This is a genomic window from Pseudomonas sp. AC255, assembly GCF_979258175.1.
In genome coordinates, this window is record NZ_OZ409841.1 from 5,822,793 (window position 1) to 5,848,844 (window position 26,052).

23 protein-coding genes and 1 pseudogene are annotated in these 26,052 nt (G+C 59.8%); 11 read left to right on the forward strand and 13 right to left on the reverse strand.

Annotation, left to right across the window (positions count from 1 at the left end):
- Positions 1-61 precede the first annotated feature (61 nt).
- Entirely contained in the window at positions 62-1,438 is a 1,377-nt protein-coding gene (locus tag ACZZ0K_RS26245; protein WP_150636868.1) for an L-serine ammonia-lyase, read from the forward strand.
- Between the two features lie 538 nt (positions 1,439-1,976).
- On the forward strand, positions 1,977-3,080 hold the full coding sequence (gbdR, locus tag ACZZ0K_RS26250; RefSeq protein WP_007949927.1) for a choline metabolism transcriptional regulator GbdR: 1,104 nt from the start codon (positions 1,977-1,979) through the stop codon (positions 3,078-3,080).
- An 89-nt stretch (positions 3,081-3,169) separates the two neighbouring features.
- Here the strand turns inward: gbdR and ACZZ0K_RS26255 are convergent, their stop codons facing one another.
- The 6 genes from ACZZ0K_RS26255 to ACZZ0K_RS26280 form a co-directional block, all read right to left on the reverse strand.
- A complete protein-coding gene (locus tag ACZZ0K_RS26255; protein ID WP_041476764.1) occupies positions 3,170-3,433 on the reverse strand; it encodes a hypothetical protein in 264 nt (87 codons plus the stop codon).
- 310 nt (positions 3,434-3,743) lie between these two features.
- Positions 3,744-4,907, reverse strand: coding sequence for a gamma-butyrobetaine dioxygenase (locus ACZZ0K_RS26260; RefSeq protein ID WP_258707294.1), 1,164 nt, complete (start codon positions 4,905-4,907; stop codon positions 3,744-3,746).
- A 25-nt stretch (positions 4,908-4,932) separates the two neighbouring features.
- A complete protein-coding gene (locus tag ACZZ0K_RS26265; protein WP_056786520.1) occupies positions 4,933-5,409 on the reverse strand; it encodes a thioesterase family protein in 477 nt (158 codons plus the stop codon).
- Positions 5,410-5,543: 134 nt separating this feature from the next.
- Positions 5,544-6,509: an L-carnitine dehydrogenase gene (locus tag ACZZ0K_RS26270; protein WP_056786523.1), complete on the reverse strand. Its 966-nt coding sequence runs from the start codon at positions 6,507-6,509 to the stop codon at positions 5,544-5,546.
- 133 nt (positions 6,510-6,642) lie between these two features.
- Positions 6,643-7,530 (reverse strand): 3-dehydrocarnitine:acetyl-CoA trimethylamine transferase CdhC, encoded by an 888-nt coding sequence (cdhC, locus tag ACZZ0K_RS26275; protein WP_056786525.1) that lies wholly within the window; start codon positions 7,528-7,530, stop codon positions 6,643-6,645.
- A gap of 120 nt (positions 7,531-7,650) precedes the next feature.
- Complete coding sequence (locus tag ACZZ0K_RS26280) at positions 7,651-8,595, reverse strand: choline ABC transporter substrate-binding protein (protein ID WP_071173857.1); 945 nt, start codon at positions 8,593-8,595, stop codon at positions 7,651-7,653.
- 191 nt (positions 8,596-8,786) lie between these two features.
- Between ACZZ0K_RS26280 and ACZZ0K_RS26285 the strand changes: the two genes are divergently transcribed.
- The gene (locus ACZZ0K_RS26285; RefSeq protein WP_041476759.1) at positions 8,787-9,731 is read left to right on the forward strand and encodes a GlxA family transcriptional regulator; all 945 of its coding nucleotides are present in this window, start codon (positions 8,787-8,789) and stop codon (positions 9,729-9,731) included.
- A 134-nt stretch (positions 9,732-9,865) separates the two neighbouring features.
- On the opposite strand, the gene ACZZ0K_RS26290 is transcribed toward ACZZ0K_RS26285, so the two are convergent.
- The 3 genes and pseudogenes from ACZZ0K_RS26290 to ACZZ0K_RS26300 all read right to left on the reverse strand — a co-directional run bounded on the left by ACZZ0K_RS26290 (position 9,866) and on the right by ACZZ0K_RS26300 (position 10,950).
- Positions 9,866-10,282, reverse strand: coding sequence for a DUF3010 family protein (locus ACZZ0K_RS26290; protein WP_016772815.1), 417 nt, complete (start codon positions 10,280-10,282; stop codon positions 9,866-9,868).
- Positions 10,283-10,310: 28 nt separating this feature from the next.
- Positions 10,311-10,538: pseudogene (locus ACZZ0K_RS26295) on the reverse strand (helix-turn-helix domain-containing protein); the annotation flags it as partial.
- A gap of 10 nt (positions 10,539-10,548) precedes the next feature.
- A complete protein-coding gene (locus ACZZ0K_RS26300) occupies positions 10,549-10,950 on the reverse strand; it encodes a lysozyme inhibitor LprI family protein (RefSeq protein WP_039757631.1) in 402 nt (133 codons plus the stop codon).
- A 231-nt stretch (positions 10,951-11,181) separates the two neighbouring features.
- Between ACZZ0K_RS26300 and ACZZ0K_RS26305 the strand changes: the two genes are divergently transcribed.
- From ACZZ0K_RS26305 to etfB, 6 genes are all read left to right on the forward strand, one after another.
- Positions 11,182-12,159 (forward strand): dipeptidase, encoded by a 978-nt coding sequence (locus ACZZ0K_RS26305; RefSeq protein WP_024014597.1) that lies wholly within the window; start codon positions 11,182-11,184, stop codon positions 12,157-12,159.
- A 105-nt stretch (positions 12,160-12,264) separates the two neighbouring features.
- The gene (locus tag ACZZ0K_RS26310) at positions 12,265-12,795 is read left to right on the forward strand and encodes a 4-vinyl reductase (RefSeq protein ID WP_039757633.1); all 531 of its coding nucleotides are present in this window, start codon (positions 12,265-12,267) and stop codon (positions 12,793-12,795) included.
- Positions 12,796-12,810: 15 nt separating this feature from the next.
- On the forward strand, positions 12,811-14,871 hold the full coding sequence (dgcA, locus tag ACZZ0K_RS26315; RefSeq protein WP_024014595.1) for a dimethylglycine demethylation protein DgcA: 2,061 nt from the start codon (positions 12,811-12,813) through the stop codon (positions 14,869-14,871).
- 152 nt (positions 14,872-15,023) lie between these two features.
- Positions 15,024-16,973, forward strand: coding sequence for a dimethylglycine demethylation protein DgcB (gene dgcB / locus ACZZ0K_RS26320; RefSeq protein ID WP_258707293.1), 1,950 nt, complete (start codon positions 15,024-15,026; stop codon positions 16,971-16,973).
- A complete protein-coding gene (etfA, locus tag ACZZ0K_RS26325; RefSeq protein WP_258707292.1) occupies positions 16,973-18,193 on the forward strand; it encodes an electron transfer flavoprotein subunit alpha in 1,221 nt (406 codons plus the stop codon). The genes dgcB and etfA overlap by 1 nt, the downstream gene beginning before the upstream one ends.
- A 9-nt stretch (positions 18,194-18,202) precedes the next feature.
- Entirely contained in the window at positions 18,203-18,973 is a 771-nt protein-coding gene (gene etfB, locus ACZZ0K_RS26330) for an electron transfer flavoprotein subunit beta (RefSeq protein ID WP_258707291.1), read from the forward strand.
- Between the two features lie 876 nt (positions 18,974-19,849).
- Here the strand turns inward: etfB and gbcA are convergent.
- Positions 19,850-21,145 (reverse strand): glycine-betaine demethylase subunit GbcA, encoded by a 1,296-nt coding sequence (gene gbcA, locus ACZZ0K_RS26335; protein WP_197891314.1) that lies wholly within the window; start codon positions 21,143-21,145, stop codon positions 19,850-19,852.
- A gap of 296 nt (positions 21,146-21,441) precedes the next feature.
- Between gbcA and gbcB the strand changes: the two genes are divergently transcribed.
- Positions 21,442-22,545 carry a glycine-betaine demethylase subunit GbcB gene (gbcB, locus tag ACZZ0K_RS26340; RefSeq protein WP_463559673.1) on the forward strand — a complete coding sequence of 368 codons (1,104 nt, stop codon included), beginning with the start codon at positions 21,442-21,444 and terminating at the stop codon, positions 22,543-22,545.
- Between the two features lie 54 nt (positions 22,546-22,599).
- On the opposite strand, the gene ACZZ0K_RS26345 is transcribed toward gbcB, so the two are convergent.
- Positions 22,600-23,364, reverse strand: a complete 765-nt coding sequence (locus ACZZ0K_RS26345) for a hypothetical protein (RefSeq protein ID WP_252884940.1) — start codon at positions 23,362-23,364, stop codon at positions 22,600-22,602.
- 147 nt (positions 23,365-23,511) lie between these two features.
- Between ACZZ0K_RS26345 and ACZZ0K_RS26350 the strand changes: the two genes are divergently transcribed.
- Positions 23,512-23,679 carry a hypothetical protein gene (locus ACZZ0K_RS26350; protein WP_163018906.1) on the forward strand — a complete coding sequence of 56 codons (168 nt, stop codon included), beginning with the start codon at positions 23,512-23,514 and terminating at the stop codon, positions 23,677-23,679.
- Positions 23,680-23,984: 305 nt separating this feature from the next.
- On the opposite strand, the gene ACZZ0K_RS26355 is transcribed toward ACZZ0K_RS26350, so the two are convergent.
- Together ACZZ0K_RS26355 and ACZZ0K_RS26360 are read right to left on the reverse strand one after the other, a co-directional pair.
- Positions 23,985-25,451 carry a hypothetical protein gene (locus ACZZ0K_RS26355; protein ID WP_252884939.1) on the reverse strand — a complete coding sequence of 489 codons (1,467 nt, stop codon included), beginning with the start codon at positions 25,449-25,451 and terminating at the stop codon, positions 23,985-23,987.
- On the reverse strand, positions 25,448-25,933 hold the full coding sequence (locus ACZZ0K_RS26360; RefSeq protein WP_056786550.1) for an Hcp family type VI secretion system effector: 486 nt from the start codon (positions 25,931-25,933) through the stop codon (positions 25,448-25,450). The genes ACZZ0K_RS26355 and ACZZ0K_RS26360 overlap by 4 nt, the downstream gene beginning before the upstream one ends.
- Positions 25,934-26,052 lie beyond the last annotated feature (119 nt).

Consider the following 26,052-nt stretch of genomic DNA (forward strand, 5'->3'; position numbering starts at 1 on the left):
AGCAGCTCCGCCAGCGGGCGCTTTTGCCGCCCGGACCGGTATTCTCAGGAGCTTCGCAGCAATGGCTATCAGCGTTTTCGACCTGTTCAAAATCGGCATCGGCCCTTCCAGTTCCCACACCGTCGGCCCGATGCGCGCCGCCGCACTATTTGTCGAGTCGCTGCGCGGCAAGCATCAACTGGAGCAGGTGCGGCGCATCGAGGTGCAGTTGTTCGGATCGCTATCGGCCACCGGCATCGGCCACGGCAGCGACAACGCGGTGATCATGGGCCTGATGGGCGAGTGGCCGGACGCAATCGACCCGGCGCAGATCGGCCCGCGCATTCAGGCGCTGCGCGAAACCCATACGCTTTTATTGGATGGCCGTCTGGCTGTGCCGTTTGTGTGGGCGCGGGACATGCGCCTGATCGACGAAAACCTGCCATTCCATCCCAACGCCATGACCCTGGTGGCCGAAGGCGAATTCGGTGAGCTGCATCGTGACACCTACTATTCAGTCGGCGGCGGCTTCGTCGTTGATGAGGCGCAAGCGGCCAGCGGTGTGGTCGATCTGGATCGCACCGAATTGCCCTACGATTTCTCCAGTGCGGTCGAGCTGCTGCAGTTGTGCAAAACGCACAACCTGCGCGTCGCCGAACTGATGATGGCCAACGAAAAGGTCTGGCGCAGCGAAGAAGAGATCCGTGCCGGGCTGATGAAACTGTGGCGGGCGATGCAGGATTGCGTCGAGCAGGGCCTCAAGCACGAAGGCATTCTGCCCGGCGGCCTGAACGTGCGGCGGCGTGCGGCGAAGTTGCACCGCAGCCTGCAAGAGCTGAATAAACCCAATGTCATCGGCTCGACCCTGAGCGCGATGGAGTGGGTCAACCTGTTCGCCCTGGCCGTCAATGAAGAGAATGCTGCCGGCGGGCGCATGGTTACCGCGCCGACCAACGGCGCGGCGGGGATCATCCCGGCGGTGCTGCACTACTTCATGAAATTCAGCGAGGCAGTCACTGACGCCAACGTCGTCGACTATTTCCTCGGCGCGGCGGCGGTCGGCATTTTGTGCAAGAAGAATGCTTCGATCTCTGGTGCGGAGGTCGGCTGCCAAGGCGAGGTCGGTTCGGCCTGCGCCATGGCGGCGGCAGGGCTGGCGGAGATTCTCGGCGCCACCCCTGAGCAGTTGTGCAACGCGGCGGAAATCGGCCTGGAGCACAATCTGGGCCTGACCTGCGACCCGGTCGGCGGGCTGGTGCAAGTGCCGTGCATCGAGCGCAATGCGATTGCCGCAGTGAAAGCGATCAACGCGGCGCAGATGGCTCTGCGTGGCGACGGTCAGCACTTTATCTCGCTGGACCGGGTGATCCGCACCATGCGTGATACCGGCGCCGATATGCATGACAAATATAAGGAAACTTCGCGCGGTGGCTTGGCGGTCAGTGCGGTTGAGTGCTGAAACCGCGTTGCCCTTATCGCTGGCAAGCCAGCTCCCACAGGTTCTTCAGCGTTGATGCCATTTGGTTTACACCACAAATCCCTGTGGGAGCTGGCTTGCCAGCGATAGGGCCAGACCAGTCAAAACTGCTCGACAAAAGAACACCTCGATCCAGCCACGCCACCTTTTGGCGCGTCGCAATCAGACAAGCGTCATTGTCAGTCGTGACTCGTCAGTCGTTACCTGACCGTCCGTCGCCCGTGCTTGCGGTGACACTCTGTGCAAATCCTCTGCAGGCCAGTTCCCACAAGTGCTACCGATCTGCTCACAGGCTGCGCGGCAGGGCAGTCACGGCGCCTGATGGCACTTCAAAATGGCGTGTTCCGAGGTCTCGTATAGACGCGTCGCGAGGTCGTTTTCAGGAGTTATTGAATGGCCGTCCAATTTCAGGCACGGCAATTGCTCTGTCATAACAAAGCCTGCTTTCTCTGTGAGACGCGGGCAATAACAAGAGCCTCCGCCTGAGGCCGCCACCCGCTTTGTGTGAGGAGATACCGCGATGACGTCGTTCAACTCCGGGGCCCAACCCCAGAACCGTGCGCCTCAATCCATCGGCTTTCTGCTGCTGGACAATTTCACGCTGATTTCCCTGGCGTCCGCCGTTGAGCCGCTGCGCATGGCCAACCAGTTGTCCGGTCGCGAGCTGTATCGCTGGAGCACCCTCACCGTCGATGGCGGCCAGGTCTGGGCCAGTGACGGTCTGCAGATCACTCCCGACGCCTCCATGCACAAAGCCCCGCCCCTGGACACTGTAATTGTCTGCGGCGGCATCGGCATTCAACGCACCGTGACCCGTGAACACGTCTCTTGGCTGCAAAGTCAGGCGCGCCAGTCCAAGCGCCTGGGCGCGGTGTGCACCGGCAGTTGGGCGCTGGCCTGCGCCGGTCTGCTCGACGGCTTCGATTGCAGCGTGCACTGGGAATGTCTGGCGGCGATGCAGGAAGCTTTCCCGCGCGTGGCCATGAGCACACGCCTGTTCACCCTCGACCGTAACCGCTTCACCAGTTCCGGCGGTACCGCGCCGCTGGACATGATGCTGCACCTGATCAGCCGCGATCACGGTCGTGAACTGTCGGCAGCGATCTCGGAAATGTTCGTCTACGAGCGCATTCGCAACGAACAGGATCACCAGCGTGTGCCGCTCAAGCACATGCTCGGCACCAACCAGCCGAAGCTGCAGGAAATCGTCGCGTTGATGGAGGCCAATCTGGAAGAGCCGATCGACCTTGATGAGCTGGCAGTGTATGTCGCGGTGTCGCGTCGACAGCTGGAGCGGTTGTTCCAGAAATACCTGCACTGCTCCCCATCGCGCTACTACCTGAAGCTGCGCCTGATCCGCGCCCGGCAACTGCTCAAGCAGACGCCGATGTCGATCATCGAAGTGGCGTCGGTGTGTGGTTTCGTCTCCACGCCGCACTTCTCCAAGTGCTATCGCGAGTACTTCGGCATTCCGCCACGTGACGAGCGCGTGGGCTCCAACACCACCCAGCAGGTAGCCATGCTGCCGCTGCCGCAGGCCATCGTGATGTCGCCGCTGTCGGGGCCGATGTCGGCGCTGAGTCAGGCGCGCAATGAGTCGACGTTTGCCAGCGTAAGGCTGTAAAGCAAAAGATCGCAGCCTTCGGCAGCTCCTACTTTTGGAATACGTTCCCCTGTAGGAGCTGCCGAAGGCTGCGATCTTTTGATCTTTTCTCAGGCGCTGTGTGACTGCTGGTATTGCGAGAGGGCCGGCAACAACTGTTTGTCGATCGCCTGACGCACCGCCGGCTGAATGCTGGCGCCGCTGGTGTACATGTCCTTGACCATCTTGCGCAGTTCGAATGCGCGAACATTATCCAGGCCACGCACCGCGCACTCACAGGCCTGCTCGGCGGTGGTACCGCTCGGCACCTGAATACCCAAGGCCTTGAGCTGGCCCAACAGATCTTCCTGGTCAATCAAATCGGCGTACATCATTACGCAAATCCTTCTGTGGCAACGGAGGTCTTGGCTCGATTCTGGTGGCCCCGACCGGACGCGGCAAGGGCGTTTTGTCGCGGTGGCCGGGACGACTATGAACAGGTCGTTTTCGGCTAACCGACTGGATTGTCGACTAGGCACACTGGCCTCAGCTCGCTTCACGAAGGTTTGGTCACCCTCGCCTGGCAGCTCCTCAACAGTACCCTCCTCAGCTCCGATCCTGTCACGGCTTGATCGGAGTTTTTTTGCCGTGAATCACGGGGGTGATCGAGCTGACGCCATCGCTGGCAAGCCAGCTCCCACAGATCTACCTCTGTAACACCAGAATCCGCGACAACAACTCATCCCGGTCGACATAGCAGCCCTGAAAATGCCGCGCCCCGGTCGCTGGATCAAAAGCATTGCGCGCATGCAGCGTGCGGCGGTTGTCAAAGCACCACAATTCGCCCGGCTTGAGCCGCTGCATCAGCCGGAATCGCGGCTCGCGGGTCATCGCAATCAAGCGCCGATAGGCGCGATACAGCAACGGCATCTGCGCCACCGACGTATCGAACGCCCCGCGCAGAAAGTTGGCCATGCGAATCTCCGCCACCCGGCCCAGCGCATCCAAAGCGATGACCGGTGCCAGGCAGCGATAGTCGCTGTGCCGGTCCTTGTTGCGGAACTCCACGGGTATTTCACACAGGGCCTCAAACAGCTGCGGCTCCTCCAGACGCAAGGCGTCGGCGATCGCAAAACCATCGACGAAAATACTCTCGCCACCCTCGGCATCATTCACCAGGCAATGCAGAAATTGCAGCCCCGGTTGCAGCTCGCGAGTCGGCAAATCCGTGTGCAATGGCAGGTTGAAGGCGGTGTAGGCGTTGCTGTCGGCGTCGGCTTTGGATTGCACATTGAACAGCACGCCGAAATTGCTTTCGCGAATGAAGGAAATCCGTTGCGCGATGAGCTTCAGCGAGCCCGGCTCGGTGGGCACGCCGCGCACTTGGGTCAGGCCGATGTCGCGCACGGCGAGCAACCATTGCAGCAGCGCGGCGTTGTCGTTCATCAGCGCGGTGAAGTCGAACACTGGCAACTGCAGATCGCTGTGCCACAAACGGGGCTGCGGTTTGCCGGCCAGGCGTTCGGCGCGGGATTCATCGTCATAGGCATGTGCGCGCAGCCAGCCCGGGTCGAAGCGGCTGAGGTGACCGTCCTGCCAGTCGATGCGCAGGCAACCATCGGTGTCGATGCGCGTGGCCAGCGGTTGCAAATCCTCGGCGGCATCGACGCTTTCGAAGACTTGCTCGCGAGTAACGCTGTAGACACATTGATCACACGGGCAATTGTCGCGCAGCCATACGTGGTGAAACGGGCTGACACGACCGTCAGCCCATTCGATGACAACGCGATCCGCCAGACCCTGCACGCCACCGAGCGCGCTGATCAACGGATAAGTACGAAAATCGGCAACAGCGACGGCGGTGTTCATGGCGGCTCCTTGGCGATGGGGGGATTTACCGAGCGGGTGGCAGCGCGATCACACGGCCGATGTAAGCGGGAGCGGGCAGGTCGGTCTGATCCGCGACGATGGTCTGCAAGCGATGCAACGTATCGGGGCTGAACGGCGCCGAGCGCGGGCCGGCGAGGTCGACGTGCAAAAGCATCTGTTCATTGCCGGCCAACTCTTGCTCATCGCCGACCTTGTGCAGGCTGTGATAGAGGTGCAGGCGCTTGCTGTCATGGCCGATGATTTGCGTGCGCACTTCGACCTCGGTGTCGAGTTTCACTTCGTGCAGATAATTGAGGTGCAGTTCGAGGGTGAACAGCGAGTGGCCGCTGGCCTCGCGGTTGCTGCTGTCCATGCCGAGGCGGTCCATCAGCGCATCGGTGGCGTAGCTGAAGATCAGCAGGTAGAAGGCATCGCGCAGGTGGCCGTTGTAGTCGACCCAGTCGGGGATGATGGTGGTTTGGTAGGTGGTGAGGTGGGGCATGGTTTCTCCTGGCGGCGATCGTTCCCACGCTCTGCGTGGTAACGCCTCCTGTGACGCTCTGCGTCACGCTTCTGGGACGCGGAGCGTTCCGGGCTGCATTCCCACGCAGAGCGTGGCAACGATCAGGTGGCGGATTATTCGCTGAAACTCATTCCGTGCTTCTCTTTGGTGGTCTTCACCGCTTCAAGCACCGCCAGCAAACAATCATCACGATAGCGCTCCAGCGCCGAAATGCTGTGCCGACCGAGCTGATCAGTGGTGCCATCGACCACATCATCGATCAGCTTGTCGGTCAGCTCCGGTGCCGGCAGATACGTCCACGGCAACTGCAACGCCGGACCGAATTGCGACATGAAGTGGCGCATGCCGGCATCGCCGCCGGCCAGGGTGTAGGTCAGGAACGTGCCCATGAACGACCAGCGCAGACCAGCGCCAAAACGGATTGCATCGTCGATCTCGCCGGTCGTCGCGACACCGTCGTTGACCAGGTGCAATGCCTCACGCCACAGCGCTTCAAGCAAGCGATCGGCGATGAAACCCGGCACTTCCTTGCGCACATGCAACGGGCGCATACCGAGGGACTGGTAGACTTGCATCGCCGCTTGCACCGCCTCGGGCGCGGTGTTTTTGCCGCCGACCACTTCCACCAGCGGCAACAGATACACCGGGTTGAACGGATGCCCGACCACGCAGCGTTCAGGGTGCGTCGAACTCTCGTAGAACTCGCTGGGCAACAGGCCTGAAGTGCTGGAGCCGATCAGCGCATCGGGCTTGGCCGCGGCGCTGATTTTGCTGTGCAGATCGAGCTTCAGTTCCAGCCGCTCCGGGGCGCTTTCCTGGATGAAGTCGGCGTCACGCACGCATTCCTCGATGGTCGCGACAAAACGCAGACGATCCTGCGAAGCACCCGGCGCCAGGCCGTTCTTCTCCAGCGCGCCCCAGGCATTGGCCACGCGTTGGCGCAATGCCGCCTCAGCGCCGGGCGCCGGATCCCAGGCCACTACATCGAGGCCGTGTGCGAGGGCACGGGCGACCCAACCACTGCCGATGACACCGCTACCGAGAGCGGCGAAGGTTTTGATTTCGGTGATAAAGCGCATGGTGATGTCCTGAAGAGTTCGAAGAGCCCTGTAGGAGCTGCCGAAGGCTGCGATCTTTTGATCTTGCTTCTAAAAAATCAAAGTCAAAAGATCGCAGCCTTCGGCAGCTCCTACAGGTGAAATGGGTGATGGATCAGCCGCGCTGGGTCAGGCCCATTTTCTTCCGGCCTTCTGCCGGTGTGAGCACCCGGGCACCGAGGCGGCTGAGGATCTCCGTGGCGCGCTCAACCAATTGGCCATTAGTCGCCAGCACACCTTTGTCCAGCCACAAATTGTCTTCCAGGCCGACCCGCACGTTGCCGCCGAGCAGCACCGCTTGCGCCGCCATCGGCATCTGCATGCGGCCGATGCCGAAGCCGGCCCACACCGCGTCGGCGGGCAGGTTGTCGACCATGGCTTTCATCGTGGTGGTGTCGGCCGGTGCGCCCCACGGGATGCCCAGGCACAGCTGGAACAGCGGGTTGTCGAGCAAGCCTTCCTTGATCATCTGCTTGGCGAACCACAGATGCCCGGTGTCGAAAATCTCCAGTTCGGCCTTCACCCCCAGTTCGGTGATGCGCTTGGCGCCGGCGCGCAGTTGCGCCGGAGTGGATACGTAAATGGTGTCGCCGTCGCCGAAGTTCAGCGTGCCGCAATCGAGGGTGCAGATTTCCGGCAGCAACTGTTCAACGTGGGCGAGACGGGTCAGCGGACCGACCAGATCGGTGTTCGGGCCGAACTCCATCGGCTTCTCGCCAGGTCCGATTTCCAGGTCGCCGCCCATCCCGGCGGTCAGGTTGACGATGATGTCGACGTCCGCCTCGCGAATGCGCTCCATCACTTCGCGGTACAGCGCCACGTCACGGCTGAACTTGCCGGTCTGCGGATCGCGAACATGGCAGTGCACCACGGTGGCGCCAGCCTTGGCCGCTTCCACCGCTGCAGCGGCAATCTGTTTCGGGGTGATCGGCACATGTGGACTTTTGGCGGTCGTGTCGCCAGCACCGGTGAGTGCGCAGGTGATGATGACGTCGTGGTTCATGGTGCGTTTCCTTCAGGCGTGATGTGTCTGTCCGCAGCCCGTTGCGGGGCTGCGAAGCGTCGTCAAATTCCCCTCTCCCTTGGGGAGAGGGTCAGGGTGAGGGGCTCTTCAATCGAGGGGCTATTTGCTGGTCAGTTGCAGATTTTCAGCAGCCGGTTTGCCATCGAAAGTCGTCACACCTTCAAGCCAGCGCTGTTTGTCTTCGGGGTGATCCTTGAGCCACTGCTTCGCCGACTCGAAGGCATCCTTGTGATCGAGCAGCGGCTGCATCATCCGGCTCTCGGATTCGGCGGTGAAAGTCAGGTTGGCCAGCAGGCGGCCGATGTTCGGGCATTGCTCGGCGTATTTCGGCGCGGTGACCGTCCAAACCGTGGCCATGCCTTCGTTCGGGCCGAGGGCGTCTTCGCTGCCGGTCAGATAGGTCATCTGGATGTTGACGTTCATCGGGTGCGGCGCCCAGCCGAAGAACACTACGGCTTCCTTGCGGCGCACGGCGCGATCGACGGCGGCGAGCATGCCGGCCTCGCTCGATTCGACGAGCTGGAATTTGCCCAGACCAAACTGGTTCTTGGCGATCATCGCTTTGATCTGCGTGTTGGCGCCCGAGCCTGGCTCGATGCCGTAGATCTTGCCGCCCAATTCCTTCTCGAATTTGGCGATGTCGGCGAAAGTTTTCAGCCCCTTGTCGGCCAGATAAGTCGGCACGGCGAGAGTGGCGCGGGCATCTTTCAGGCTCGGTGCTTCGAGCACTTTCACCTGATTGGCCTCGACGAACGGCGTGATGGTCTGCGTCATCAGCGGGTTCCAGTAGCCGAGGAACAGGTCCAGACGCTGATCGCGGATCCCGGCGAAGATGATTTGCTGCGAGGCGCTGGTCTGTTTGGTGCTGTAGCCGAGGCCGTCGAGCAGGACCTGGGTCATGGCACTGGTGGCGATCACGTCAGTCCAGTTGACCACGCCCATGCGTACGTTCTTGCAGGAGGCCGGTTCGGCCGCCATCACGCCGGTGCTGAAGAAAGCGGTACCGCTGAGTGCAAGAACGCAGCTGCTGATCAGTCGTTTCATGTCGGGTTCCTCGGCAGTTCGATTATTGTGGTTCCCGGCATCTGCGCGCCGGTGAGGCCAAGTTACGCAGCTATAGGCCCGTGAAAGCGCACTGCGGCGACTGGCATTTGCACTGTAGCGACCTGCACGCTTGAACGCCGCCGATAATCGGCGTATCAACGAGCCACGCGACCCGCCAACCGAGTGCGCCCATGTCCCAGGATTTCTACTTTTTACTGATGCCGGGGTTCTCTGCCATCGGCTTTATTTCCGCGATCGAACCGTTGCGCGTGGCCAACCGTTTTCGCGGCGAGTTGTACCGCTGGCATGTGCTCAGCGCCGATGGCGGCGCGGTATTGGCGAGCAACGGCATGTCGGTCAACGCCGATGCAGCGCTGGAGCCGCTGAAGAAAGGCGCGACCTTGCTGGTGGTGGCCGGCTTCGAACCGCTGAAGTTCATCACGCCGACGCTGGAGCACTGGTTGCGCAGGCTGGACAACGACGGCGTAACCCTCGGTGCGATCGACACCGGCAGCTTCGTCCTTGCCGAAGCAGGCCTGCTCGACGGCCATCGCCTGACCCTGCACTGGGAGGCGATCGATGCCTTCAAGGAATCTTATCCACAGCTCAGCGTCACCCAGGAGCTGTTCGAGATCGACCGGCGGCGGATCACCTCGGCGGGAGGTACGGCCTCGATTGATCTGATGCTCGACCTGATCGCCCAGGCCCACGGCCCGCAACTGGCGATTCAGGTCAGCGAGCAGTTTGTGCTCGGGCGCATACGCCCGCGCAAGGATCACCAGCGCATGGAAGTCGCCACGCGTTACGGCATCAGCAACAAGAAACTGGTGCAGGTGATCGGCGAGATGGAACAGCACAGCGAACCACCGCTGACCACGCTGCAACTGGCGGAGTCGATCAAGGTGACCCGGCGGCAACTGGAGAGGTTGTTCCGGCTGCACCTGAACGATACGCCGAGCAATTTCTATCTGCGGTTAAGGCTGGAAAAGGCCCGGCAGTTGCTGCGCCAGACCGACATGAGCGTGCTCGAAGTGAGCATTGCCTGCGGGTTTGAATCGCCGTCGTATTTCACCCGCAGCTATCGCGCACGTTTCGCCCGCTGCCCCCGGGAAGACCGGCGTACCGCGCAGGCGTGAATGGGCTTGCATGAAAGCAATGTGGGAGCGAGCCTGCTCGCGAAAGCGGTCTGTCATCCAACACTGATGTTGCCTGACACATTGCATTCGCGAGCAGGCTCGCTCCCACATAATTTCCGGCGCCTGAGAGAGGCTTATTTCTTCACCAACGCCGAGCACGCCGCCTTGTAAGCCTCATGCTGATATTTGTTCAACGTCCCCGGCAGTTCAAAGTTGTGCTTCTTGGCCTGGGCATTGATCGTCTGCGGCGACAGCAGCGTCACCTCACAGCCATCAAGCAACTGAAACACGCCCTCGATCTTGAACGTCGTCGGCCCACCGGCAAACTCGCCCTTTTTGCTGCGCTTCTTGATCGCGATCCGGTCCACCGAGTTTTCCCGCACAAACGACGCCACCTGCGCCGCAAACCGCCGCACGTTCGCCGCCTCGTCGTCGTCATCCAGAGCAATCTTCTTCGTGGCGAGAGGGACGTGGCTCAACGTCGAACCATCGAGCGCCGCCACGGCGATGATCGCTTCGCTGCCTTTGATTTCAATGCCGCAGATGTTCATGGGAATTCCTTTGAATAAAGAGGGCAGCCTACAGCTCAAGCTGACTGGCTGTGATGCCGAACGCGGCGGCGATTTTCTCGCGGGTGGCCTTGCGGGGTTTGGCGACTGTTTCCTGCTGGGCAAACGCCGGTTGCGAGATGCCCATGCGCTTGGCCACTTCTTCCTGAGTCAGGTTGAGATGTTCGCGCCAGGCGCGGATCGGTGTTGCGCCATCAACCATATGGCTGACCACTTCATGAGGAATCATTGATTTATCCTTTGTATGTTTATTCCTGCCCGATCGACTCCAAAAACTCCGACCGTTCATCACTCATCCGCGCGACACAATCATTCTGCGCAATGGTGAAGGCCTTGCTTCCCGCCGTGGCCGGGAACGCTTCCACCGCGCAATCCGCATCCCGCGTCTTCAACCACTGCTGCTGGGCGGTTTTCAGTTTGGCGGTGATGTCGGCCAGTTGCGTCGGGTTCTTGCCGTAGGCGGTCTGCATGCGTTCGTTGAGGCTGGCGTAGTTGTCCTTGAGCAGGTCCTCGGCGGTGCTGCGGCTGTAGGCAGAGCATTCCAGGGTCTGGATGTCGTTTTCCACCGCATCGCACGGGTTGTTCTCGGATTCTTCGGCGGCGTGGGCGCCGGTCGCAATCAGTGCCAGGGCGAGGATTATTGATTTCATTGGGGTCGCTCTAATCCGTTGGTAGGTGCAGGCTGCGGCAGATTCTGGCGTAAGCGCGCGGGCTTGAACAGCCAGCCGAGGAGGGCGGCCGACGACCCTTTGTCGCGGATTGACGCTTTCGGCAATTCCCCTGTCGTTTTTGCACCCGGTCGCCCCGGCACCGAGGCATATGCTGGCCCCAAAGCGCCGGCAGACGATTCGGCGCATGAATCGCCAATAAGGGGACGCCTGATGAGCCCAGCCGAATTACACGCCGACAGCATCGTTATCGACGGTCTGATCATTGCCAAATGGAACCGCGAGCTGTTCGAAGACATGCGCAAGGGCGGTCTGACGGCGGCCAACTGTACTGTGTCGGTGTGGGAAGGCTTTCAGGCGACCGTGAACAACATCGCTGCCAGCCAGAAACTGATCCGCGAGAACAGCGACCTGGTGATGCCGGTGCGCACCACCGCCGACATCCGTCGCGCCAAGGAGCAGGGCAAGACCGGCATCCTCTTCGGCTTCCAGAATGCCCACGCTTTCGAAGACCAGATCGGCTATGTCGAGGTGTTCAAGCAGCTCGGCGTTGGCATCGTGCAGATGTGCTACAACACCCAGAATCTGGTCGGCACCGGTTGCTACGAGCGTGACGGCGGCCTGTCGGGTTTTGGTCGCGAGATTGTCGCCGAGATGAACCGCGTCGGCGTCATGTGCGACCTGTCCCACGTCGGTTCCAAGACCTCCGAAGAAGTCATTCTCGAATCGAAAAAACCGGTCTGCTATTCGCACTGCCTGCCGTCGGGTCTCAAAGAGCACCCGCGCAACAAATCCGATGCAGAGCTGAAGTTCATTGCCGACCACGGAGGTTTCGTCGGCGTGACCATGTTCGCGCCGTTCCTCGCCAAGGGCATTGATTCGACCATCGACGATTACGCCGAAGCGATCGAATACACCATGAACATCGTCGGCGAAGACGCCATCGGTATCGGCACCGATTTCACTCAGGGTCACGGCCAGGACTTCTTCGAATACCTGACCCACGACAAGGGCTACGCCCGCCGCCTGACCAGCTTCGGCAAGATCATCAACCCGCTGGGCATCCGCACCGTCGGCGAATTCCCCAACCTCACCGAAACCCTGCTCAAGCGCGGCCATTCCGAGCGTGTGGTGCGCAAGATCATGGGTGAGAACTGGGTAAGCGTTCTTAAGAACGTCTGGGGCGAATAACGCTTTCTCAAGACCGCCGCCGATCTGCCCCCTCTCCTGCGGGAGAGGGCTGGGGTGAGGGCCGCGGCCAACACTGAACCATCATTTTTCTGGAGTTAAGTTTCCATGGCCAAGATCGCCCCGCAATTGCCAATCGAAGTCGACAGCGAGACCGGTGTCTGGACCTCCGACGCCCTGCCAATGCTCTATGTGCCGCGTCACTTTTTCGTCAACAACCACATGGGCATCGAGGAAGTGCTCGGCGCTGAAGCCTATGCCGAGATCCTCTACAAGGCCGGCTACAAATCCGCCTGGCACTGGTGTGAAAAGGAAGCCGAATGCCACGGCCTGGAAGGCGTCGCGGTGTTCGAGCACTACATGAAACGCCTGTCGCAGCGCGGCTGGGGTCTGTTCAAGATCCAGGACATCGACCTCGACAAAGGCACCGCCAGCGTCAAGCTCGAGCACTCGGCGTTTGTCTATGTCTACGGCAAGGTCGGGCGCAAGGTCGACTACATGTTCACCGGCTGGTTCGCCGGCGCCATGGACCAGATTCTCGAAGCCCGTGGCAGCAAGATTCGTACTGTGGCCGAACAAGTCTACGGGGGCTCCGAAGAGGGCCACGATGACGGCTTGTTTATCGTCAAGCCGTTGTAAGCCGAGGACCGTGCCATGGCTTTCGAAGCAATGTTCCAGCCGATCCAGATCGGCAAACTGACCATCCGCAACCGCGTGCTCAGCACCGCGCACGCCGAGGTCTATGCGACTGACGGTGGCATGACCACCGACCGCTACGTCAAATACTACGAAGAGAAAGCCAAGGGCGGCATCGGCCTGGCCATCTGTGGCGGTTCGTCCGTGGTGGCGATCGACAGCCCACAGGAATGGTGGAGTTCGGTCAATCTGTCCACCGACCGGATCATTCCGCACTTCCAGAATCTGGCCGACGCCATGCACAAGCATGGCGCCAAGATCATGATCCAGATTACCCACATGGGCCGTCGCTCGCGCTGGGACGGCTTCAACTGGCCGACCTTGATGTCGCCCTCGGGCATCCGTGAACCGGTGCACCGCGCCACTTGCAAAACCATCGAGCCGGAAGAGATCTGGCGAGTGATCGGCAACTACGCCCAGGCGGCGCGCCGGGCCAAGGCCGGTGGCCTCGATGGCGTCGAACTGTCGGCCGTGCACCAGCACATGATCGACCAGTTCTGGAGCCCGCGCGTCAACAAGCGTACCGACGAATGGGGCGGCACCTTCGAAGGGCGGATGAAGTTCGGCCTGGAAGTCCTCAAAGCCGTGCGCGCCGAGGTCGGTGACGATTTCTGCGTGGGCATGCGCCTGTGCGGTGACGAGTTCCACCCGGACGGCTTGTCCCACGAGGACATGAAGCAGATCGCCAAGTATTACGACGACACCGGCATGCTCGACTTCATCGGCGTGGTCGGCTCGGGTTGCGACACCCACAACACCCTGGCCAACGTCATTCCGAACATGAGTTATCCACCGGAGCCGTTCCTGCATCTGGCTGCCGGGATCAAGGAAGTGGTCAAGGTGCCGGTGCTGCACGCGCAGAACATCAAGGACCCGAACCAGGCCACGCGCATCCTTGAAGGCGGTTACGTCGACATGGTCGGCATGACCCGCGCGCACATCGCCGACCCGCACCTGATCGCCAAGATCAAGATGGGCCAGATCGACCAGATCAAGCAGTGCGTCGGCGCCAACTATTGCATCGACCGCCAGTATCAGGGCCTGGACGTGCTGTGCATCCAGAACGCCGCGACCTCCCGTGAATACATGGGCGTGCCGCACATCATCGAGAAATCCACCGGGCCGAAACGCAAAGTGGTGATCGTTGGTGCCGGCCCGGCCGGGATGGAAGCAGCACGCGTGGCTGCCGAGCGGGGCCACGACGTCACACTGTTCGAGAAAAAAGACTTCATCGGCGGGCAGATCACCACCGCATCGAAAGCACCGCAGCGTGACCAGATCGCCGGCATCACTCGCTGGTTCCAGCTGGAACTGGCGCGGCTGAAAGTCGATCTGCGCCTGGGCACGGCGGCGGATGCCGACACCATCATGGACCTGCGTCCGGACGTGGTGGTGCTGGCGGTCGGCGGTCATCCGTACCTTGAGCAGAACGAACACTGGGGCGCGGCCGAAGGGCTGGTGGTCAGCAGCTGGGACGTGCTCGACGGCAAGGTTGCGCCGGGCAAGAACGTGCTGGTCTACGACACCATCTGCGAGTTCACCGGGATGTCGGTGGCCGACTTCCTCGCCGACAAGGGCAGCCAGGTCGAGATCGTCACCGACGACATCAAGCCGGGCGTGGCCATCGGCGGTACGTCGTTCCCGACCTACTACCGCAGCATGTACCCGAAAGAAGTGATCATGACCGGCGACATGATGCTGGAGAAGGTCTACCGCGAAGGCGACAAGCTGATCGCGGTGCTGGAGAACGAATACACCGGCGCGAAAGAGGAGCGGGTGGTCGATCAGGTGGTCGTCGAAAACGGCGTACGCCCGGACGAGGAAATCTACTACGCGCTCAAGGACGGCTCGCGCAACAAGGGCCAGATCGACGTCGAAGCGCTGTTCGCGATCCAGCCGCAACCTTCGCTGAGCGAAGCGGGCGACGGCTACTTGCTGTTCCGCATCGGCGACTGTGTGGCGCAGCGTAATACCCACGCCGCGATCTATGACGCACTCAGACTGTGTAAAGACTTTTAAGGCTTGCACATAACCCTGTGGGAGCGAGCCTGCTCGCGAATGCTATCTGTCAGTTGACGCTGATGTCGACTGACCCAGCGCTTTCGCGAGCAGGCTCGCTCCCACAGTAAAGCGGATCGTGTTTCTCCAGGCTGTCTGGTGGGAGCTTCACCATGTTGAACACCCTTCTTCCAATCCTGTTGTTCGCAGCCCTGGGCCTTGCTGTCCTCGGCGCGTTGCGGCGGATGAACATGTGGCGCCGGGGGCGGGCGGCGAAGGTCGATCTGCTCGGCGGTCTGCTGGCCATGCCCAAGCGCTACATGGTCGACCTGCACCACGTCGTCGCGCGGGACAAATACATTGCCAACACCCACGTCGCCACGGCGGGCGGTGCGGTGGCGTCGATTGTGCTGGCCACTCTGGTGCACGGTTTCGGCCTGCATAACCGCATCCTTGGCTACGCCTTGCTGCTGATGTCGGCGGTGATGTTTGTCGGCGCGATCTTCATGTATCTGCGCCGGGTCAATCCACCTGCGCGTCTGTCGAAAGGCCCGTGGATGCGCCTGCCGAAAAGCCTGCTGGCCTTCTCCGCGTCGTTTTTCCTGGTGACCCTGCCGGTGGCGGGAATCCTGCCGGAAAACTTCGGCGGTTGGGTGCTCGCCGCCATCCTCGGTGTTGGCGTGCTGTGGGGCGTGTCGGAGCTGTTCTTCGGCATGACCTGGGGCGGGCCGATGAAACACGCCTTTGCCGGAGCGCTGCACCTGGCCTGGCACCGTCGCCCGGAACGCTTTGGCGGCGGGCGCTCGACCGGTTTGAAGCCGCTGGACCTGAACAATCCCGATGCGCCGCTGGGCGTGGAAAAACCCAAGGATTTCACCTGGAACCAGTTGCTCGGTTTCGACGCCTGCGTGCAGTGCGGCAAGTGCGAAGCGGCGTGCCCGGCCTTCGCCGCCGGCCAGCCGCTGAACCCGAAAAAACTGATTCAGGACATGGTCGTCGGCCTCGCCGGCGGCACTGACGCTAAGTTCGCCGGCAGCCCGTATCCGGGCAAACCAATCGGCGAGCATTCCGGCAATCCGCATCAACCAATCGTCAACGGTCTGGTCGATGCTGAAACCCTGTGGTCATGCACCACGTGCCGCGCCTGCGTCGAGGAGTGCCCGATGATGATCGAGCACGTCGATGCGATCGTCGACATGCGCCGGCATCTGACCCTGGAAAAAGGCGCGACGCCGAACAAGGGTGCCGAAGTTCTCGAGAACCTTATTGCAACCGACAACCCCGGCGGTTTCGCCCCGGGCGGGCGGATGAACTGGGCAGCGGACCTGAACCTCACTCTGCTCAGCGAAAAGAAATCCACCGACGTGCTCTTCTGGGTCGGCGACGGCGCCTTCGACATGCGCAACCAGCGCACCTTGCGTGCCTTCGTCAAAGTGCTGAAGGCAGCGAAAGTCGACTTCGCCGTACTCGGTCTTGAGGAACGCGACAGCGGAGATGTGGCCCGCCGTCTCGGCGACGAAGCAACGTTCCAGCAGCTCGCCAAACGCAATATCCAGACGTTGGCCAAATACAGCTTCAACCGCATCGTCACCTGCGATCCGCACAGTTTCCATGTGCTGAAAAACGAGTACGGCGCCTTCGACGGCAACTATCTGGTGCAGCACCACAGCAGTTACATGGCCGAGATCATTCAGGCCGGCGCGCTCAACCTCGGGCAGCACAAAGGCCACAGCGTGACCTATCACGATCCATGCTATCTCGGCCGCTACAACGGCGAGTACGAAGCGCCGCGTGAAGTGCTGCGCGCGCTCGGCATCGAAGTCAAAGAGATGCAACGGTCAGGTTTCCGCTCGCGCTGCTGCGGCGGCGGTGGCGGCGCGCCGATCACCGACATTCCGGGCAAGCAGCGCATCCCCGACATGCGCATGGAAGACATCCGCGAAACCGGCGCCGAACTGGTGGCGGTGGGTTGTCCACAGTGCACGGCGATGCTCGAAGGCGTGGTCGAACCGCGTCCGCTGATCAAGGACATCGCCGAACTGGTGGCCGACGCGCTGCTCGAAGACGCCGCGCCAAGCAAGCCTGCCACGCCGGCCAAACGTGAACCTGCGGAGGTGCACTGATGAGCGACATTATCCGCCGCGACCCGCGCGCCGAATGGATTGCGCGCAACCGCCTGCATCCGCTGCACGCGGCGATGCAACCGGCGCAACACAGCTGGATGGGTCCCAATGGCGTCATCCGCAAGAATCTGCACGGCATGGGTTTTATCGGCCCCAACGGCATCAAACGCATTGACCGCAGCGGCGCGCAGCAGGGTGGGGCGGTCAAACGCTCGGCTGCTGTTGAAGTGCAGTTGCCGCTGCATCAGGTACCGGCCCCGGCGTTCTACATCAGCGTGGTGCCGGATATGGTCGGCGGTCGCCTGAGCAGCCACGACCGCGATCTGCTCGGCCTTGCTCACCAACTGGCCGGCACCGATGGTGCGGTGCTCGCCGTGGTGTTCGGCGAGCATAAGGAAAGCGCTTTCGAGACCGCTGGCGTCGATCGCCTGTTGCTGCTCGAAGGCGATGAATTCAGCGGTTATGCACCGGAACAACGGGTGCAGGGCTTGCGCGCTGTGGATAACCAATTCAACCCGCGTCACTGGTTGCTGCCGGACAGCCGCAGCGGTGGCGGCGAACTCGGCCGACGCTTTGCTGCAGCGCTGGGTGAGCGTCCGGCCACGCGGGTCTGGCAGGTCAAGGATCAGGAGTGCATCGGCCGCGCCGGGGCCGGATTGCAAGATCTGGCGCGTCCGGTGGCGCGGTTGATTCTCGCCGCTGCCGAATGCGCAGAACCGGTCAGCGAAACTCGTCACGAAGCGTTGCCAGTGGAGTTATCCACAAGCGTCGCGCGCAGCTTGTCGCGAATCGAAGATCTTGGTGCCGTGGCGGTGGATCCGGCAGCGATTCCGATGGCCGAAGCGGAGTTCATTTTCTCCGGCGGCAACGGCGTCAAGGATTGGCAGCTGTTTCACGAAACAGCGGCGGCCCTCGGCGCCACCGAAGGCGCTTCGCGGGTTGCGGTGGACGACGGCTTCATGGCGCGCGATCGTCAGGTCGGCGCGTCCGGCACCTGGGTCACTGCGCGGGTCTATGTGGCTGTGGGTATATCTGGCGCAATCCAGCACCTGCAAGGCATTGGCGCCTGCGACAAGGTGGTGGCAATCAACCTTGATCCGGGTTGCGACATGATCAAGCGTGCCGACCTCTCGGTGATCGGCGAAAGCGCAGAGATTCTGCAAGCGTTGATCGAAGCGGTCGCGGCTTACCGCAACGAAGCCAAGCGCGATGCGGCGTAAGGAAACCCTATGAACACGAATGTTATCAGTCTGGTTTCAATCGGCGCTCACCCGACCTCAGGTCGGCCACGGCGCGCCGATCAGGATGCGCGCGCGGTGGAACTGGGCCTGCAATTGGATGGGGATAACCTGCAAGTGCTGCATGCCGGTGATGTTGCCGAACCGGCCCTGCGTGCCTATCTGGGCATGGGCCTGGAACAACTGCATGTGCTGGAACAACCCGTTGGCGCCGATGCATTGCCGGCGCTGACCGCGTACCTGCGCGACGCCGGGGCGCAAGTGGTGCTGACCGGCAGTCAGGCGGAAACCGGGGAAGGTTCGGGGATGTTGCCGTTCCTCCTGGCCGAAGGCCTGGGCTGGCCGCTGGTGGTGGGCCTGGCGCAGGTCGAATCAATCAATGACGGTTCGGCGCTGGTCCTGCAAGCGTTGCCGCGCGGGCAGCGACGCCGCTTGAAGGTGAAACTGCCGTTTCTGGCGACTGTGGATAACGCCGCCCCGAAGCCTCGGCAGAGCGCGTACGGCCCGGCGCGACGGGGCGAATTGGCCGCCGACGACGTTGAAACGGTGGAAGATGAGTTGTTGGCCGTTGCCACGCTGCAACCGGCCAAGCCACGGCCCAAGCGCTTGAAGGTGATCAAGGCCAAGAGCGGCGCCGACCGGATGAAGGCCGCTACGGCCAAAGCCAGTGGTGGCGGTGGGCAGGTGCTCAAGGGCGTTACCGCGCAGGCTGGGGCGGAGGCGATTCTGAAGCTGCTGATTGAAGAGGGCGTTGTCCGCTAGTCACCCTCTTCCAGGCATGGAATAACCTCTGTGGGAGCGAGCCTGCTCGCGAAAGCTATGGGTCAGTCGATACATGTATCAGCTGATAGTCCGCTTTCGCGAGCAGGCTCGCTCCCACATTGGCATTTCTTCACCGCCAATCTGTACTGCTTACCCATAATCCCTGTTGGCGAAGCTGTGGATAACGTGTTCGCCCTTCCGCGCATTCCACGCCATTCAAGCCTTCCAGCCGTAAGATCAAAAAACGATCAGCGTAACTCTCGGATTTAACGGGCTTTTCCCTCGGTATAAATCGAGAAGTTGCCCCCAATCTCTGTTGGCGCTTCTGTGGATAAGATGTTCGCTATCAGCTGTAGGCCATATGGACCGTGGCTTCCATTGGCTTGATCAATTATTGATCAAATGTGATCCCCGGGCGCCGAGAGCTGTTAAGACGAAGGGGTTTTCCCCAGTCATGGGTGTTTTTCCACAGGAGATTGAAAGTTGTCCCCGATCTCTGTTGGCGCTTCTGTGGATAACGTGTTCGCTACCCGCTACAGGCCTTTGAACCCGTGCTGTGTACGGGCATGATCAAAAAACGATCAATTGTTTTGGGAAACCGCGATTCAGCATAAGTCACGATTTTTCTTTGCAAATCAGCAGGATATTTTTTGAGTCATCCACAGTTACCCCCATTTGCTGTGGGCGGGTATGTGGATAACTTGTTTGCGGAAGGCTGGAGGGCTTGGTGGGTATGGGGACGGGGGTGGTTGATCGGAAATTGATCAGCTGGAAGATGTAGCGTGGGTCAGGGCGTCTTCGCGAGCAGGCTCGCTCCCACAGGGGAATGCATTCCACCTGTAGGAGCTGCCGCAGGCTGCGATCTTTTGCTCTTGATCAGCCCTGAACCGGTACGCCTTTGAGGTAAGGCGCTGGCTCAGCCCCGAGGTTGTTCAACATCCTCTCGCTGTACCAGTCGACGAAGTTGACCACGCCGAATTCATAGGTTTTGGAGTAAGGCCCCGGCTGGTAAGCGGTGGAGTTGATCCCGCGCTGGTTTTCCTCAGCCAGACGGCGGTCCTGATCGTTGGTCGCATCCCACACCTGGCGCATGCGCTCGACGTCGTAATCGACACCTTCCACGGCGTCCTTGTGCACCAGCCACTTGGTGGTGACCATGGTTTCCTGGGCGCTGATCGGCCACACGGTGAAGACGATAATGTGATCGCCCATGCAGTGGTTCCACGAGTGCGGCAGATGCAGGATGCGCATCGAGCCCAGGTCCGGGTTCTTGATGCGGCCCATCAGTTTCGCGCAGCCCTGCTTGCCGTCGAGGGTCATCGACACGGTGCCCTTGAGCAGCGGCATGCGCACGATACGGTTGCGCAAGCCGAAACTGGCGTGAGCGTAAGGGATCTTTTCCGCTTCCCAGGCAGCGGCGGAAGCGGCGACGTGATCCTTGAACGCCTGATCGGCGCGCGGGTCGGTGACGTCGTCCCATTCCAGCAGGGTTTTCAACAGTTCCGGGTGCGATGCGTTGCAGTGGTAGCACTCGCGGTTGTTTTCCAGCACCAGTTTCCAGTTGGCCTTTTCCATCAAGGTGGTGGTGATCGCCACCTTGGTGTTCTCCATGTCGTACGGTTCCATGTAATGGTTGAGCGTCGACAGGAAGTCATCGATGGCCGGCGGGTTCTCCGCCAGGCTGATGAAAATGTAGCCGCCAGCGGTTTTCACGTTCACCGGTTTCAGGCCGTACTGATTCATGTCGAAGTCGGCGCCCATCTCGGTGCCGGCAAACAGCAGGCGACCGTCCAGTTCGTAGGTCCACTGGTGGTAATGGCAGACCAGTTTGGCGACCTTGCCTTTTTCACTGGTGCACAGGCGCGAGCCACGGTGGCGGCAGACGTTGTGGAACGCGTGCACCACGCCCTCGGCGCCGCGAATGACGATGATCGGGTTCTTGCCGACCTGCAGGGTCAGGTAGTTGCCCTTGGCCGGGATCTCGCAGGTCATGCCAGCGATCAACCATTCCTTCTGGAAGATCTCCTGCATATCGATATCGAACAGGCGCTCGTCGCTGTAGAACGGCTGTGGCAGCGAAAAAGTGCGCTCGCGCTCCTGAAGCATTTGCGCGGTGGCCTTGCGTGCGGGTTCCAGCGGATCGCCCAGGCTGATTTTTGCGGTGACGTCCATCGATGTAATCCTCATGGCCCTCTGCGTGGCCGGCGAAAGTGGCTGATCAGGTGTGCTGCAAAACGGTTGCTACGCAAGGTGTAAAGAAGTCGTCTTGTGTTGGGGCGAGTGTGGGGCCGGCGCTGGGGGGAACCTTATCCATGCGCGACATGGCGCAATCTGTTCCCGACGCGCAAGCCCCGGTGTTCAAGGGCTGGTCGCGATAAGTATGTCAATGTCGCGGATAGGTAAACGCACGGTCTGCGCTATACGCAGAATCGCCGACAAGAGGCCGACAGTCGGCCGTGGAGAACAGCATGTCCAACAGCTTCCTGAATCCGGTCACCACCCAGACCTGGGCCAATGGCCGACACATTGTCCGTTGCGTCAAAGTCATCCAGGAAACCTGGGATGTGCGCACCTTCTGCTTTATGGCCGACCAGCCGATCCTGTTCTTCTTCAAGCCGGGGCAGTTCGTCACCCTGGAGCTGGAAATCGAAGGCCAGCCGATCATGCGCTCCTACACCATCTCCAGCTCGCCGTCGGTGCCGTACAGCTTCTCGGTGACGATCAAGCGCGTGCCAGGTGGCAAGGTCTCGAACTGGTTGCACGACACCCTGCATGAAGGTCAGGAGCTTGCGGTGCACGGCCCGGTCGGGCTGTTCAACGCCATCGACTTCCCAAGCCCGAAGGTCCTGTATCTGAGCGGTGGCGTCGGCATCACCCCGTGCATGTCGATGGCGCGCTGGTTCTACGACACCAACGCCAATGTCGACATGACGTTCGTGCACAGCGCGCGGTCGCCGAAAGACATCATTTACCACCGCGAGCTTGAGCACATGGCGTCGCGGATCGACAACTTCAGCCTGCACCTGATCTGCGAAAAACACGGCCTCGGTGAGCCATGGGCCGGTTATCGCGGTTACCTGAACCACAAGATGCTCGAACTGATGGTTCCGGACTTCCTCGAACGCGAAGTGTTCTGCTGCGGCCCGACGCCGTACATGACTGCGGTCAAACGCTTGCTGGAAGCGGCCGGCTACGACATGTCGCGCTACCACGAAGAATCCTTCGGCGCCACTCCACCCGAGGCCCGCGCCGACGCGGTGGAACAGGCCGAACAAGCCGCCGATGCGCCGGAAATCGACGCCGCGGATCTGCACCAGGTCGAATTCACCGCCTCCGGCAAAAGCATCCGCGTCGGCCCGGGCGAAACCGTACACGCAGCCGCCGCCAAACTCGGCCTGATGATCCCGAAAGCATGCGGCATGGGCATTTGCGGAACGTGCAAGGTGATGAAACTGGGCGGCGAAGTGGAGATGGAACACAACGGCGGGATTACCGAGGATGACGAGGCTGAAGGGTTTATCTTGTCGTGCTGCAGCGTGCCGAAGGGGATGTGCGGATTGAGTTTTAAATAGGCATGAACTTGGGTCGATCTCCTAAATGAGGAGATCGACCGGGAAAGTGCAATTTCAAATCAGCCCGAACAAAGCGAGCAGGCCGAAGCCCACAAAGGCAAAGCCAAATATTTGCTGGTATTTATTCAGTTTGAGCAGGTCGCGTTTGAGTTTTGGCGGGAAATTCTTAACGTCTCTTGCGCTGACTTTGCCTTGGGAAATGTACCGTGCGGGTTTTTTGAGGATGCCGAAAATTTCACCCAACATATAAATACGTCCCCCCAGGCCCGCTTGCCATAACATGAGCAAAGACGATGTGATTGAACTGCGTTTCAGGCTATTTAGGATCGTTTCCAGTCTTCTCTTGGCGGTATAAAGTAAAATTCCATTTACCACTAAAAGACCTGTGAAACTCACCAGTGTCATGATCACAATTGGATCTTTTACGATATTGTTAATTTGATCTACGGATGAGCTTATTCCCAGGCACATCATAATTGCAAAAAAAATGAAAACCAGTTTGTATAAAATAATCAGGTTCTTTTTCAGTTTTTTGGGGAAGTTTTCGAAGTCTTTCGCGCAAAGCTTTCCTGTGTGAATGTAAAATTCAGGGTTTCGCATGATGTCGAACACTTCTCCCATCATGTAGATTTTGCCCCAAGGACCTCCGTGCCAAAGCATTATCAGTCTGCTCGAAATAGAACTGTTTGTTAGATGGTCCAATATGATTTCGGTCTTTGTTTTCGCGACATACAACATCACTCCTATCAAAATAAATATGCCGACGAAGTCTACAATACCAATCAACAAGAATATTTTCTCTGAAGTACGAAGAGTCATTTAACAGCCTCGTATACTTTCTGTGCGATCCGTTCGCCGCCTTTCTCGCCCAAAGTCCCGCCGGTGTAATTTCCTAGTCCTGCGTGCCAGATCTACCGGACGGGATGTCCAAAAAACGATGCGCTGAAATAAAGCAGTGGAGTTGAGATGAAGCTGAAAATTAAGATCCGATCAAATGGCTTTGAATTGAAATGTTTGCCTTGGTCTCCAATGATGATTGAAAAAGTCGTCATCAAAACCGCAAGCATAAACATTGCTGACAAGGGGGCTGCTATTTCCAATCCGTTGAATTCGTACCACTGGGTTTTTCTCTGAATTCTGTAAGGTAACTGAATGCTCTGTTTGTAAATTGCGCGAGCAGCAACGATAAACAAGCATAGGGTCGCCAGGTCGCATATTAGAAGTCCACGCCTTCTCGGTGTAAGGGCAAACCATTTTTTTGGCTGCGGCAGGCGTTTTTCAAACCTGCTGCCACAAACATGACATTTGAAAAGCGTCTTTTTATTTTTGGCACTGCATGTTTTGCATATTTTTGTTCGTGGTTTCATAAAGAAAGACGCTATTTGGTTCTGCTTGGAGTGTTCGCTGGTTTTATATCGGGAAATGTTTGGTCAGGCGACTTATCGAGAATCTTGGTAAATTATCTCAGCAGCATCTTCGCCCAATGTTTCACCTATTATTACCGCTGCAAGAGATCCGACGCCCACCGCTACTGCACCGCAGACCAAGGTGCCAACTCCTCCTGTCGGAACGCCTATTCCCAGACAAATTTTCGCTGCTAGTGGCGCAGTCAAGAGGCGACTGCTGATTGCTCCTCCAACCATGCCACCCATAAAGCTTCCGGTTTCCGTGAATTTCACCTTTTCACACGCCTCGGTATTCCCATGCAGGCACACATCCTGCACCTTCAAGGCCGAGGCGCCACCGCCTACTGCTGTGCCGATCCAGCCGCCATATTTGACGTACTGTGACGCTTGGCTGATAGCCCGAATATGTGTGGCATAACCTGGGTTCTGGCCGATGCCGCCAGCCTTTCTCCAGCGGTGCACAAGGTGAGGATGATCGATGCCGAGAGCGGTCTTGAGGCTCGGGTGATCCGGGAGACCAATGCTTTGCCGCGTGAACCGGTTGAGATGGACGTCCAGTTTTTCCAGCAACTGCGCACGTTGTTTTTTGAACGGCTTCGAGTTCAGACTGCCTTTTACGTCCAGCGTTTGAACATGCAACTTCTCAAGATCTGCGAGAACATTTTTTATGCCATCCAGATGATTGGCTGCCATGGCCGTGACGACCCCGATCACTTTTGATTCATAGGCGAGTGCGGTCTGGATTACGCCATAGTGCTGCGCCATGAAATCCGCTTCTTCCACGGTCAGCGGTTCCAGCGTCGCACTGACGAAACGCGCGGTCTGCATCAGCAATGCTTCCTCGTATGTGCATTGCTGATTGTCAGGGTCGCTCAGCACGATCATCGAACCGGCTTTAATCATGTCCGGAGTCGGATTCAAACTTCTGAATCTGGCGATGACATTCGGGTTGGCGGAGGGGAGCAGTTGTGCCTCAAGCTTCTCGGCGACAATACTTTTCTGCACGATGTAAAAACCCGGCTCCGATGGGGCCGGACGATCTTGCGGCCAGTGCTCGCTGGGGAAGAACTTCAAGTCGTTGATGGGGTGAGGGCTGCGCGCGGTGCTGCTGTTATTAACGCGCGCCACCCTGAGGTTCTGCTGATGAATCGCGCGCAGCAACCTGTCTGGATCGGAGCGCGAGGCAGGCTGCCTGAGCATCGATAACGGGCGTTTTTTCACCGCTTCAGGAACGGCACCTTTGGTGCCGCGTACCAGAACTCTGGATTGGTTCAGAAGATGACGCTGTTCCTGTGCAAAGGCGTCAAGGCCCATGTCCGCTGAAAGGCGGCCGCTGGCGACATCATCGACAATGCCCTTGGCGAAGCGCGCGACCTCCTGATTGAACTGCACGCGCGCACTGCCGAATGCCAGATGACGTGAGCCGACTGTCTGTGCCTGTGCGAGCAGCTTGCCGGCAACGTGTCGAACGTCGCTGAGACCATGGCGCCGATCGCTCAACCTTCTTCGCCCCACGAGGCATGGCCGCTGGTCCCGGCGAGGTGATGCACCCAGCTGATGCCACGATAACGAATGGCGACCTGCTCCTGAGGTTCCGCGTCGTTGTGCAGAATGACGTGGGGCATATCCAGGTTCAGTTCGGTGAGCACCGCACCGTCGATCGAGACAGAAAAGTATTTTTCCTGCTGACCCTGAGGGGAGGTTCGGTAGAAGTTGATCTTGCAGTCGATCTCTTCACGGTTGGCCAGTGCCTGGGCCAGCAGCGGTGAAGATTTGTCGACGACTTTGGTGACAATGACCGGCGCGTGGGTGGCTCGGTGAGAGTTGTCGAGGTTGGCGAGGTTGTGGCTGTACGACAGCACCATGATTTCATCGGTGTGTGCCGCCTGATATCTGTTGCCCACCGAATCAGGCGTTGAGCAGCCTGCCGAAATCAGCCCTTGGGTCTTGCCCGTGATCGTCATGTAGCCGGGAATTGCCATCGCGTGCGCTCCTTGAATCGGGAGCAAGCAGTCTATGGCGGGTTTTTTGTGCTTTCTGTAGGCCTTGGTGTAGGCCGATTCTGAAAATGCAGGTCCGCGACGCGCAGCCTCTGGGTTGC